11 protein-coding genes and 1 pseudogene are annotated in these 11,660 nt (G+C 70.8%); 2 read left to right on the top strand and 10 right to left on the bottom strand.

Features of this window, described 5'->3' with window-relative positions:
- The 4 genes from fahA to U9977_RS20740 form a co-directional block, all read right to left on the bottom strand.
- Nucleotides 1–1,143: fumarylacetoacetase (fahA, locus tag U9977_RS20755; protein ID WP_322750957.1), on the bottom strand; the 1,143-nt coding region annotated here is incomplete at its 3' end.
- Complete coding sequence (locus tag U9977_RS20750; protein ID WP_322750956.1) at nt 1,140–2,000, bottom strand: hypothetical protein; 861 nt, start codon at nt 1,998–2,000, stop codon at nt 1,140–1,142. The genes U9977_RS20750 and fahA, both read right to left, overlap by 4 nt.
- Entirely contained in the window at nt 1,997–3,178 is a 1,182-nt protein-coding gene (locus U9977_RS20745; protein ID WP_322750955.1) for a homogentisate 1,2-dioxygenase, read from the bottom strand. Before U9977_RS20745 ends, U9977_RS20750 begins: the two co-directional genes overlap by 4 nt.
- Before the next feature lie 143 nt (nt 3,179–3,321).
- Complete coding sequence (locus tag U9977_RS20740) at nt 3,322–3,855, bottom strand: MarR family winged helix-turn-helix transcriptional regulator (RefSeq protein ID WP_322750954.1); 534 nt, start codon at nt 3,853–3,855, stop codon at nt 3,322–3,324.
- A gap of 230 nt (nt 3,856–4,085) precedes the next feature.
- Between U9977_RS20740 and U9977_RS20735 the strand changes: the two genes are divergently transcribed.
- Entirely contained in the window at nt 4,086–5,123 is a 1,038-nt protein-coding gene (locus U9977_RS20735; protein ID WP_322750953.1) for a helix-turn-helix domain-containing protein, read from the top strand.
- A 126-nt stretch (nt 5,124–5,249) separates the two neighbouring features.
- Here U9977_RS20735 and U9977_RS20730 read toward each other — a convergent pair whose 3' ends face one another.
- The 4 genes from U9977_RS20730 to U9977_RS20715 form a co-directional block, all read right to left on the bottom strand.
- Nucleotides 5,250–6,752, bottom strand: a complete 1,503-nt coding sequence (locus tag U9977_RS20730) for an alpha/beta hydrolase domain-containing protein (RefSeq protein ID WP_416210721.1) — start codon at nt 6,750–6,752, stop codon at nt 5,250–5,252.
- A gap of 99 nt (nt 6,753–6,851) precedes the next feature.
- Nucleotides 6,852–7,601, bottom strand: a complete 750-nt coding sequence (locus U9977_RS20725; RefSeq protein WP_322750951.1) for an SDR family NAD(P)-dependent oxidoreductase — start codon at nt 7,599–7,601, stop codon at nt 6,852–6,854.
- The gene (locus U9977_RS20720; protein ID WP_322750950.1) at nt 7,598–8,668 is read right to left on the bottom strand and encodes a 2,3-butanediol dehydrogenase; all 1,071 of its coding nucleotides are present in this window, start codon (nt 8,666–8,668) and stop codon (nt 7,598–7,600) included. The genes U9977_RS20725 and U9977_RS20720 overlap by 4 nt, the downstream gene beginning before the upstream one ends.
- 69 nt (nt 8,669–8,737) lie before the next feature.
- Nucleotides 8,738–9,271, bottom strand: a complete 534-nt coding sequence (locus tag U9977_RS20715) for a 2,4'-dihydroxyacetophenone dioxygenase family protein (RefSeq protein WP_416210720.1) — start codon at nt 9,269–9,271, stop codon at nt 8,738–8,740.
- A gap of 224 nt (nt 9,272–9,495) precedes the next feature.
- Here U9977_RS20715 and U9977_RS20710 point away from each other — a divergent pair, with 224 nt between their 5' ends.
- Nucleotides 9,496–9,915, top strand: coding sequence for a hypothetical protein (locus tag U9977_RS20710; protein ID WP_322750948.1), 420 nt, complete (start codon nt 9,496–9,498; stop codon nt 9,913–9,915).
- A 101-nt stretch (nt 9,916–10,016) separates the two neighbouring features.
- Here U9977_RS20710 and U9977_RS27160 read toward each other — a convergent pair.
- A pseudogene (locus tag U9977_RS27160) lies at nt 10,017–10,127 on the bottom strand (mycofactocin biosynthesis peptidyl-dipeptidase MftE); the annotation flags it as partial.
- A gap of 218 nt (nt 10,128–10,345) precedes the next feature.
- Nucleotides 10,346–11,660, bottom strand: a 1,315-nt coding sequence (locus U9977_RS20700; protein ID WP_322750946.1) for an amidase, incomplete at its 5' end; no start/stop codon positions are given.

Here is an 11,660-nt window from a genome sequence, read left to right as displayed (position 1 = left end):
AGGGACCACCTCGTCGCCGTCCTCGAGGAACGCCCTGGCGCTCCCGTCGGAGAGCTGGAGCGGCTCCGCCCCGTTCCAGCTGAGCTCGATCAACGAGCCTCGCTGGTCCGGTTCCGGCCCCGAGACGGTGCCGGAGGCGAAGAGGTCCCCGGTGCGCAGGTGTGCGCCGTTGGCCGTCAGGTGGGCGAGTTGCTGCGCGGGTGACCAGTACATCGGTGCGAACGGGGGCCGGGACACGACCTCGCCGCCCAGCTCGACCGTGAGTTCGATGTCCAGGCCCTCGTCCTCTCCGGCGGCGAGGTACGGCAGCGTCGGCACCTCCCGCTCGGGGACCCGGACCCTCGCGTCGCGCAGCGCCGCGAGTGGGGTGATCCACGCCGAGACGGAGGTCGCGAACGACTTGCCGAGGAACGGCCCGAGCGGTACGTACTCCCAGGACTGCAGGTCGCGGGCCGACCAGTCGTTGACGAGGACGACGCCGAAGACGTGGTCCTCGAACGCGTCCGCCGGGACCGGCCGTCCCGGGGAAGACGGCACCCCGACAACGAACCCGACCTCGGCCTCGATGTCGAGCCGCCGCGAGGGGCCGAACAGCGGCGTGACGGCGTCCGACGGCTTGGTCTGGCCGTGCGGCCGGACGACGTCGGTCCCACTCACGACGACGGTGCCCGACCGGCCGTGGTAGCCGATCGGCTGGTGCAGCCAGTTCGGGCTGAGCGCCGGCTGCCCGGGTCGGAAGAGCGCCCCGAGGTTCTCGGCGTGATGCCGGGAGGAGTAGAAGTCGACGTAGTCGGCGACGGTGAACGGCAATCGCGTGCGCAGGTGCTCGACGGGGCTCAGGTGCGGCTCGACCTCCGCGCGGTGGGCGGGATCGGTGAGCCAGTCGACGAGCGAGGCCCGGACCGCTGCCCATCGGGCCGGCCCCGCAGCCAGCAGGACGTCGAGCGTCGGCGTTTCCAGGAGCGGGACCAGGTCAGGCGCGAGGCGGTGCGCGACTGCCGCCGTGTCGACGGCGTGATCGCCGATCCGGACGACGACGCGCGGCCCGGTGGCGAGGTCGGCCACGGCATAGGGGAGGGTCTGTGGTCCCCAGGGGCTGTCGTCGGCGACGTCGACCCAGGCCCGCAGCGAGGAACGGGTCATTTCTCGACCTCCTGATAGGCGAGGAGCCCGAGGGTCTCCAGGTCGCGACGGGGGTCGTCCACGTCGCAGGTGCCGAAGGAGACGAACCGCCTCGCCCGCACGGTGGCGAGCCGGTCCGGGCCGAGGGCGGCGACGGCAGCCCCGACCGCCTCGGGGCGCGTCTCGGCGAGTCGGCGCGCGGCGGTGACCGTGCCGTTGTCCGCCGCGTCCGCGGCCAGCACCAGGTTGAGGAACCCATGGTGCTCGAAGCCGGTGGACGGGTCCCGGTGCCTTACCGCGCGGTGGAGCCCGGCCGTCGCCTTGACCCGCACCCCGCGGGTGACCGCGCAGGTGAGCGCCTCCGCGAGGACTCGCTCGGTGGGGAAGGCGTCCGGGGTCGTCCCACCTGTGCGCAGCTTCAGGCCGAACCCCTGGTCGCCCAGCAGGCCGGTGGCGACCGGGAGATGGCGTCCCCAGCCCGGCTCCACCCAGACGCCCACTCCGGCAGGAAGCCGGGCCGCCGCCTCGACGGCGGCCCGCACCGCGCTCTCCCCGGGGGCGGCGATCTCGACGGCCGCCAACCGGAGGCGTCGGTCCGCGGAGACGGCCGCGGCGACGCCCGGCAGGTCTGCCAGGTCGCGGACGACGACGGACAGCGGCAGCGGGACCGCTACAACGTCGTCGAGGACAGCGGGGAGAGCCGCGACCTGGGCGGGGGTCACCACCAGCGTCCCGACGAGCGCAGCGTGCGACGCGGACCGGCGCCCGAGATACGCGCGGACCGCCTGCGGCAGCGCGGCGTTCCCGGGCGGGAACACCGCGGCGTCGTCCAGGAGGCCGGCCAGGTCGGACAGGCCGTACGGGGCCGGACGCCTCATCGGGACCACGACCGGAAGTAGGCGGCATCCTCGCTCGCGAGGCCGCCCGGGCCGACGAGGAGTGGTGCGAACGTGTCGACCATGACGGCGAGCTCGTCGAAGGACTCGCGCCCGATGCTCGCTTCCACCGCACCCGGCTGGGGTCCGTGGGGGTGACCGCCCGGGTGCAGGCTGATCGAGCCCTGGGCGATGCCGGACCCCTTGCGTGCCTCGTAGTCCCCGCCGCAGTAGAACATCACCTCGTCGGAGTCGACGTTGGAGTGGAAGTAGGGCACGGGGATCGCGAGCGGGTGGTAGTCGACCTTGCGGGGCACGAAGTTGCACACGACGAAGCCCCTGCCCTCGAAGACCTGGTGGGCGGGCGGCGGCTGGTGGATCCGGCCGGTGATCGGCTCGAAGTCACCGATGTTGAAGGTGTACGGGTAGAGGCAGCCGTCCCAGCCGACGACGTCGAAGGGGTGGTTGTCGAGCTCCCAGCGGGTTCCCACCGGGCCGCCGCCGGCGCCGCGGTGCTTGACGAACAGCTCGACCGGTCCGTCGTCGACGACGAGCGGCTCCGTGGGCGCGTGCAGGTCGCGCTCGCAGAACGGGGCGTGCTCAAGGAATTGGCCTTGCGCCGACAGGTAGCGCTTCGGCGGCGTGACGTGTCCGGTCGCCTCGACGACGTAGCAGCGCACGATGCCATTGGGCACCCACCTGTGGGCCGTCGCCCGGGGCAGGAGGACGTAGTCGCCGGTCCGGAAAGGCAGCACGCCGAAGGCGGTCTCGACCGTCCCCCTGCCCTCCTCCACATACACCAGTTCGTCGCCGATCGCGTTGCGGTAGAGGGGGCTGCTCCGGCCGGCGACGACGTAGGACAGGCAGACGTCGGAGTTGCCCAGGACGAGAGCGCGACCTGTGACCAGGTCCTGGGTACTGCCGGCCTCGCCGGGGAACAGATCGTGGAGCCGGTAGTGGCGCGGCAGGAGCGGGGTGTTGGCGACAAGGCGCCGGTCAGGCAGGGCCCATTCCTCGGCGGCTGCGAGCGCCGACGGGATGTACTGGTGGTACAGGAGTACGGAGTCGCTCGAGAAGCCCTCCTCGCCCATCAGCTCCTCGTAGAGCAGCCCGCCATCTGCGTTGTGGAACCGGGTGTGCCGCTTGGCCGGGACCGAACCGACCTGCCGGTAGTACGCCATGGCCGCCTTCGCGTCGTGGTGAGACGTCTTGTGTGGAGCCCCGGCCTGCCGCCGGGTGGGTCCATGGTGAGCACGCGTTGGGTGAATGTCAAACCTTTGATGAAATCTCCATCGCTCTCGCTCGCTCTCCTACCGGTCGGGCCTCAGTCCCGGCTGCGGACCTGTGGGTCGCCGGCACCGTCGACGAGCTTGCCGAGCAGGCGGATCAAGGTCCGACGCTCCGCTGCGTCGAGCCGGGCCGCCCAGGCCCGCTCACGCTCGTGGTGCGCGGCGAACGTGGTCAGGAGCCGCTCCCGGCCCGCCTCGGTGAGATCGAGGACGACGGTGCGTCGGTCTGCCTCGTCGCTGCGGCGGGTAACGAGTCCCTGACCCTCGAGCGTCTTGGCGAGCGCGGACGTCGCCGCCCGGCTGGCCCCGATCAGCCGGGCCAAGCGGCCGGACGGCATCGCACCGGCGAGCCATAGGACGAACATGAGGCGGAACCCCGCGAAGCTCCAGCCCGCGGGTCGGTGGACCGAGGACTCCAGGTCGTAGACGACGACGTCGCTCGCGCGGTGCAGGAGCAGGATCGTGTGCAGGGACTCGGCGTCCACGCCCGGGACCTCCTGGGCGACCTGACGGACGGCGTGGTCGACGAAGGAGACGAAGTCGAGGCGTTCGGAACCTCCCGTGTTCACCGTCTCAGGCTAGGGCACCTCTGGAGAGGTGCCCTAGCGGCGCCCGGTGACGTTCGGCCTCGCCGCGTGGCGATCAGGCGCCGCTTCCACGGCATGCCCCGCAGCTCTTCCCGATCGGAGAGGCCCTGACGTACCATCCGCAAGCTAGTCAAAGCTTTGACCGAACCCTGCTTGGGCGAACGCTGCTTGGCCGAACGCTGCAGGCGGGCAGCAGCACAGGAGGTCTCGCGATGCCTACCCAGACCGTCTCCTTGATCTCGTCCGCGGCCACGGAGAACGTCGCACCCGCAGAACGCGTCGAGTTCTGGGAGGACTACAACCGCAAGGTTCTGGTGGGGCTGTCGTGCCGGTCCTACTCCGGGCAGGGCCTGCGCGCCACCGAGACGAACATCCGGCTCCGCGACGTCCTGCTCGCGGACATCGCGGGCAACGCCCATGTGGTCGAGCGGACGCCGGCGATGGCCCGGTCCGCCCCCAAGGATTCCGTGTTCGCCACCCTGCTGATCGGGGGCGCGGCCGCGTTCCTGCATCGCAACGGGTGTGCGCCGGTGGCCGCCGGGAACCTGGTGATCTACGAGACGAGGCAGCCGTACCTGTTCGGCTTCTCGTCGTCGATGCGCCAGATCCTGGTGGACATCCCGCGTGAGGCGTTCGTCGAGGCGTGCTGGTCCGGTGGCGTTCCGGAGCCGATGCTGTTCGCCCAGGAAAGCGCACACGAGGCCGCGCTCCTGTCCCGCCTGCGCACGCTGCTCGCTGGCCTGGTGGCGATCCCCGGGGGCGACCGGGATCCCGAGGAGATCCAGCGAGCGGTGCTCGAGCTGCTCGGGCTGCTCATCGTCGAGCGGTGCGGCGGCTCGATCCCCGCGACGGCCCATCTGATCGCCGCGAAGGAACACATCGAGAGGCGCCTGCACGATCCACGGCTCGACGCAGCCGAGGTAGCCGGCGTCCTGGGCATCTCGGTGCGGCACCTGGCGCGGGCCTTCAAGACGGCCGGGACCACGCCGACCCGGCACATCCTGGAGCGCCGCCTGCAACGGGCGAACGCCCAACTCGGCGCGCCTCGAGCGGAGGAGACGAGGATCGCGGACGTCGCCTACCGCTGGGGATTCTCCAGCCAGGCCCACTTCGCCAGAGCCTTCCATCACCGCTTCGGTCACACTCCGAGCGAGGCCCGCTCGATCGCCGCCGCCCGGACGGCCATCGAGGGGGCGACTGCGCGTGGTGCGGACAACCGGTGCGTCGGCCCGGCGTGGGTGGACGCCTGACGGCGTCAGCGACGGCGTCACCGGTGAGAGGCCGGGCCACCGCCTTTCCCCCAGCGGGTCTTGCCTTCGGGCGGCTGCCCAGGCCGCCGGGACCGCCCTCGAGCGGTCCCGGCGCCCCTGGCCAGATCAGCGAGCCACGCTCGAACTCGCGGCCTCCCTCACGGTCGCCGCGGCTCTGTACCAGAGCAGGTAGTTCGACGCAGCCATGGCCGCCTCGGCGGAAGTCACCTTCGTGACGTAGAGAGCGTGATTCCCGTACAGCCCTGTGAGCTCCTGGGCGGTGTAGTCACGGTGCCAACCGGACACATCGCAAGGGAATGTCGTGCCGTTCAGCGCACTTAGCTTGGAGGTGGGCACGGCGAACTCGGAGAGGCGGATGCCGCCTTTGATGTTACCGTCGGCGTCACGGAGCACTTGGCCGTTCGCGTCACGGTCGAAGTAGATCGATGGCGCGGCAGGCTTACCCTTCTCGATCCACCTCTTCACCGATTCCGCGGCTGCAGCCACGACCTCACCGTTCGGGACCGGGCTGAAGGCAGGGAGCACCTGACACGAAGGCTCCACCCACTGGGTGAAGGACTCAGGCTGTCCGTTCGGTCCGATCAGAGCCTTGTCGCGATTGAACATCGCGTTAACGTACTGCTCGGCGATGGTCGAGCTGTGAGTGGATCCGGCGACCTCCCATTCGCGTGTGAAGCCCGAGGTTCCGAACGGCGGGGTGAGCGGAGACAGCCCCTCAGAGTTGACGCTGACCGATGGAGTAGCGACGTCAGGACGCAGTGCCGCCGCGGCCCGATCCCAGAACACGAAGCCGTCGAAGAAATGGTAGAGCGGCTGGATGGCGTTGTAGTACGAGGTGAGGCGAAACGCCGACTGCGACTGTCCCGTCGCGATCACGTTCCGCACCTTCAGGCCGGGGAGCGGCGCGTCCGGTCCGGAGTTAGTCTTGAGCGCCTTGGACACCTCTGTGAAGACGTCCCACGAGAGTGGGTCGCCAGCGCAGGCGCTGACGCCGCAGGCGTCGAGATTTCCCCCGGTCTGAGGGTCAACGTTGCTGGCGTTGACGGACAGGGTCCCGTATCGCTGCGGACTCCACGACTTCAGCCGATCCACGCCCACCTTCTGGACGGAGACGACGGCGTACGCGTAGCCGAGGCGGAGCAGATCAGCGTGAGCTTCGGCGAACACGAAGTCCGCATCGACACCGATCGTGACATTGGTCCACTCGACGATCAGTGTGCCGTTGAAGTGTCGCGGACTGGGGGTTCGCACCAGCACGCGGGTGCGGTACGGCCAGTTCCCGTCTACGATGGCGGCATTCGCGGTGGCGTTGGCGACGGCACCTCGGTAACGATGGGCGACCCCGTCGGCGTAGAACTCACGTTCGGTGTAGCCAGCGGCTCCCAGATTCATCGCGGCAGCTCCGAGCGGTGTCGTGCCAGGCACCACGACCGGCGTCAGCGTGGCGGGGGGCAGGGGCAGGCTGCCCTGCAGCCCCGAAGGGGGTGAGGCCTGCGCGGTCGGCGCCGAGAGTAAGCCGACGGCGATGGCGAATGAAGCCACGATCGCAGCGACCCACCGGGAACCGGTGAGCGAACAGAACCGGACTTTATGGTGTGACAGCCGCATCATTGTGTCTCCTTTCCGGGGGATGTGCTCAGGACTTCTTCGCGGGGTTGGTGAGAGGCCCCGCGTCTTCACCGGTGATGCCGTAAGCCTGATCTGCGGTCAGACGCAGAGGTAGCCGCCGTCCACCGGAAGGACCGCCCCCGAGACGTACGCTGCGGCCGGCGAGCACAGGAACGCGATCACCGTGGCGACGTCGTGGGGAGTGCCGTACCGTCCCACCGGAATGCGCGCGAGCACCTCCGCCGCCGCCGTCGGGTCGTCGAGCAGGCCCCGGGCGAGCGGGGTGTCCACGAACCCCGGCGCTACGGCGTTCACCCGGATACCCTCCGGCGCGTACTCCGCGGCGAGCGACCGGGTGAGTTGGGAGACCGCCCCCTTGCTCGCGCTGTAGGCCGGCCGATCCCTGCTGCCGAAGAAGGCGAACATGGAGGAGACATTCACGACGCAGCCGCCCGCCCTCGCGAGGCCGGGCCGCGCCGCCTGACACGCGACCATGGTGGCGGTGAGGTTGATCCCGAGTACGCGGTCCCACTGGTCGAGGTCGTACTCCCCGCGGTCGTGGCTGATGCCCGCGCAGTTGACCAGGACGGCGAGCTGACGTTCGTCGCAGATCAGCCGTGCCAGGCCGTCCCGGTCGAGCACGTCGTGTTCGACGACTCGCACGCCCGGGTGGACGGGCAGTTCCCGGGCGTCGCGCGGGGCGAGGCCGACCGCCACGACCTCGGCGCCGAGGTCGGCGAACAGCATCGCCGTCGCCGCACCGATCCCCGACGTGCCGCCGGTGACGAATGTTGTGCGCCCGTCGAACAGGTCACCGCTGAACCCCGCCGCCTTGGCCAGGCCGATCATCGGCATACGTTCCTTTCAGTCGATCGGACCAAGATCTTGATCTGTTCGCCCCCGCGGGACAGGGCGTCGAACCCGTCGCGCACGACGTCCTCCAGAGCAACGGTCGAGGTGACGATCGTGGTGAGGTCCATGCCCTCCTCCACGCACCGGATCAGCTCGGGGTAGACGTCGCGGTACCCCACGCTGGCGATGATCGATTGCTCCTTGTTCACCAGCGCGAACGCGTCGATCGCTACCGTCCCGGCCAGTCCGACCAGCACGACCCGGCCTCCCTTCCGGGTCGCCTCCAGGCAGGCGCGCAGCGTCCCGTCGGAACCGACGACCTTGAACGCCAGGTCCGGGCCCTCACCACCGGATGCCTGCCTGATCCGGCGAGGTACGGCGTCCGGGGGGGTCCCCGGCACGAGGTCGGTGGCGCCGAGCTCGCGAGCCAGCGCGAGCCGGGCGGGGGAGAGGTCGGTGGCGATAACGCGCCCCGCGCCGTGGCGGACGGCGAACATCACCACGAGCAGTCCGATCGGGCCGAGGCCCACCACGGCGACCGTCTCGCCCGGCTGCAGGCTCGCACGGCGCAGGGCGTGCAGGGCGACGGCGGCAGGCTCGAACACGGCAGCCTGCTCGAGCGGGACCGCGTCGGGCAGGCGGTGCAGCATGTACGTGGGGACGACCGCCCGGTCCGCCATACCGCCGTCGCCCATCAGACCGGCGAAACCGAAGTGCCGGCAGAGGTTGTACTCCCCGTTCTCGCAACGGGGACAGGCGCCGCACCGGTAGTGCGGCTCCACCGCGACCCGGTCGCCCGGCACCAGACTGGAGCTACCGGGCCCCACCTCGACGACCGTGCCGCAGAACTCGTGACCCAGGACCAGCGGCGCGGTGGTACCCGATTCTGGGTGCGGTTCGGTGACCGGGATCGCGAACGGCCCGGCGGCGTACTCGTGGAGGTCGCTGCCGCAGATCCCGCAGTAGGCCACCGCGATGGCGGCCTCCCCCGGGCCCGGGGTCCGCGCCTCGACGTCGACGACGCGGACGTCCCCCGCGCCGTACCAGACCGCGGCCCTGGTCACGAGGTCCCCCACCGGAGCGCGGGGGAGGTCGTGATGTGGGTCATCGTGCCCCTCCATCCGGCCGTGGGGTCAGCGGAACAGCGAGTTGACATAGCCGGCACCGATTCCCACCGCCTCGTAATGCTCCCGGCACATCGCGATGTAGTCGTGGACATCGAAGATCCCTGTGACATCGCCGTTCTCGTCGAGCCAGGCGAGCGGACCCTTGACGATGAAGAGGGTCTTCATCGGCTCCTCGCTGTCGTAGGCAACCAGCGTGTGACCCTCGCCCGGCGCCTCGTAGATGAAGTCGCCGGCGGTCGCCGTCCAGGGCCGCTCCAGGTAGCCCCACTTTCCGGAGATCGTGTAGGCGAACACCTCGTGCGGGTGGTAGTGCCGGTTGACCAGACCCGCCTCCTTGGCGCGGAGGATGTCGGCCCAGCTGTTGTCCTTAACGTTGATCCACAGCGGGCGCGACCCGACGGTGTCGGTGAACGGCACGTAGTAGCGGTCGTCATCCGTGGCTACCTTGGACAGGTAGACCTCGGGCAGCGCGTCCGGCTTCTGCGAGTTCTCGATCGGCCTGAGGTTCTTCCAGAACTCCGACCCAGGCATGGCAGTCATCTCCCCGCCCCCTCGATTGGCGTGGTGTGAGTGAATCCCCCGCGGAGTCGGCTGTCTTTCCCGTCCCAGACGTCGTTGCTTGTCCATTCCGGACATGGGCCTGCCGGGTGAGCGCCCTTGTCAGTCAAACCTTGAATATCTACGATCGCGGGACACCAGGGAGGTGCGGGTGACCGACACGTCGGCCCCTGCGCCCTCGCGCCGAGCTGCCGGACCGGGTCTGGGTGGCCCTCGGTCCTCGAGTGCGGGTGCGTGGCGCGGTCGCCCTCGGAGGTTCCCCGAGGGGCGTCGCGCGCCGCGCGCCGGTGGCGCTCGCGCTCGTCGACGCGGATGTCACCGGCCCGCCGGGGTGGCTCGACGGGCCTGCCCCGCTCTTCGGCGACCCCCGGGTCGGGGAGGTCGCGCCGCGGGTGCTGCCGCGGTCTGCGAGGACGCTGCTCGTCCGGCGGACCGCCCTCGCGGTTGCCGGCCGCGACGACCCGGCGGGGTCCGGGTTCGACGAAGCGATGCGGGTGGGGGAGGACGTCGACCTCGTCTGGCGGTTGCTGCGCGCCGGTTTTGGAACCTCACCGCGGCCGTGTGTGTGCTCGCGGCCCGCCCCTGGACGGGGACTGCCGTCGCGCTGGCCGCAACCGGGGCACTGACGTGCCGGCCGCGGTCGGCGAAGGTCGATCCGGTGCTCGCCGGCCCCGAGGACACCGTTGGCGCTGGCCGCACGCACGCCCTCGGCGCGCAGCCGAGGCAGCAGATCGACGACGGGGTCGGTCGGCCCGGCCTCGACGCGGCCGAGGTCGACGAGCAGGGGTGCGAGGTGGAGCAGGAGCGAGGTCTCGGCGCGGCCCGCGTGGGCGTCCATCCCCGGCAGCCCGAGGTGGACGGCGGCGACGGCACGACCCTCCGCGCGGCCGAGCCGGACCGCTGAAACGAGAGATTCACGTCCGTGATCTGTGGGGTCCTGGGGCTGAGATGCCCCAGGCTACCCGGCGTGGGCGGGCGGTCCCGCTGACCACGCCGGGTCGGTGCTGTCCCGGTTCCACGCGCGGTGATGAGTCCGTGGAACCGGGACCGGCCTCACTACCTAGGGTTGATCGGCGTGATCGTGCCGAGCGCCTGCTCGATCAGCCGTCCCGCGCGCAGACATGCGCTCTCGTGATACCGGTCGCCGACGAGCTGGACTCCTTGTGGCAGACCGTTTCCGTCCTGTCCCACTGGGACGGCGAGGGTGGGCAGGCCGAGCAGGTTGATCGTCAGGACGAGGCGGTGCGCCAGCCAGAGGGCGTCAGCGTTGTCGGCCCCGCCGAGGTCGAACCCGACGTGGTGCATGGGCTGGGTCCCTATGGGGCCGAGGACGAGGTCGTGGTCGGCGAAGAACAGCGACCAGTCCGCCGCGATCGCGTGCCGGCGGCCCAGGCCGCCTACGTAGCCGGCGAGGTCCAGGACCGGAACATGTTCGAGCGACTGCGCGAGGTACGTCACCGCGTCCGCCGATCCGATGGGCCGGATCAGGTTGTCGAGCAGGCCCTGCATCTCGGCGGTGGTCAGGGTCCGCCACAGCTGCGCCGCCTCCAGGACGTGGGGTGGCTGGACCTCCTCGACGATGGCTCCCGCGTCCGCCAGAGCGTCGGCGGCACGGCGGACCGCCGCTGCCACCTCAGCGTCGACCCCGCTCTCTCCGGGGTCTGTGGTGACCGCAACCCGCAGTTTCTGCGGCACGGATAGTAACGCGGGGACGGGGACCCACTTGGGGTCGCGCGGGTCGGGTCCGCACAGCTGCTCGTACGCAAGCCGGACGTCGTCGACCCGGCGTGCCATCGGCCCGTCGACGGCGAACAGCTGCAGCGTCGGCGTCGGCGGGTACGGGTTGGTGCTGGTGGCCATCGCGATCCGGCCGGCGGTTGGGCGCAGGCTGACGGTCCCGGCCGCGCCGGACGGTAACCGGAGCGATCCGCCGTAGTCGTTGCCGAGCCCGAGCGGGGACATCCCGGTGGCCAGGGCCACGGCCTCCCCGCCACTGGACCCACCCGGGGAGACCGTTGCGTCCCAAGGGTTGCGGGTCGCACCGAAGAGCGCGTTGTCGGTGTGCCAGCGCATCCCGAAGTCCGGCATGTTGGTGCGCGCCAGCAGGATCGCCCCCGCCCGTCGCAGCTGCCCCACGGCCGGGGCGTCGGCGGACGCGATCCGGTCTCGGAAGGCGACCACCCCCTCGGTGGTCGGCACTCCGGCGACGTCGAGGTTCTCCTTGACGGAGAACGGAACCCCGGCCAGGGGGCCGGTCGGCTCGCCGCCCTTGATCGCGGCATCCACGCGGTCCGCCTCGGTGAGGGCGGACTCTGCCAGAACGGCCGTGATCGCGTTGACGGCTGGGTTCACCTCGGCGATCCGGTCCAGG

The sequence above is a fragment of the Protofrankia sp. Cas8 genome, assembly GCF_963555845.1.
GTDB lineage: Bacteria > Actinomycetota > Actinomycetes > Frankiales > Frankiaceae > Protofrankia.
Note: the sequence above shows the minus strand (reverse complement) of the source record. Positions and strands in the feature narration are given on the sequence as shown.

What these genes read in the sequence shown, in the direction of transcription:
- U9977_RS20750 (WP_322750956.1), bottom strand. Translation starts at nt 2,000, where the DNA reads ATGAGGCGTCCGGCCCCGTACGGCCTGTCCGACCTGGCCGGCCTCCTG.
- U9977_RS20745 (WP_322750955.1), bottom strand. Translation starts at nt 3,178, where the DNA reads ATGGCGTACTACCGGCAGGTCGGTTCGGTCCCGGCCAAGCGGCACACC.
- U9977_RS20735 (WP_322750953.1), top strand. Translation starts at nt 4,086, where the DNA reads ATGCCTACCCAGACCGTCTCCTTGATCTCGTCCGCGGCCACGGAGAAC.
- U9977_RS20730 (WP_416210721.1), bottom strand. Translation starts at nt 6,752, where the DNA reads ATGCGGCTGTCACACCATAAAGTCCGGTTCTGTTCGCTCACCGGTTCC.
- U9977_RS20725 (WP_322750951.1), bottom strand. Translation starts at nt 7,601, where the DNA reads ATGATCGGCCTGGCCAAGGCGGCGGGGTTCAGCGGTGACCTGTTCGAC.
- U9977_RS20715 (WP_416210720.1), bottom strand. Translation starts at nt 9,271, where the DNA reads ATGACTGCCATGCCTGGGTCGGAGTTCTGGAAGAACCTCAGGCCGATC.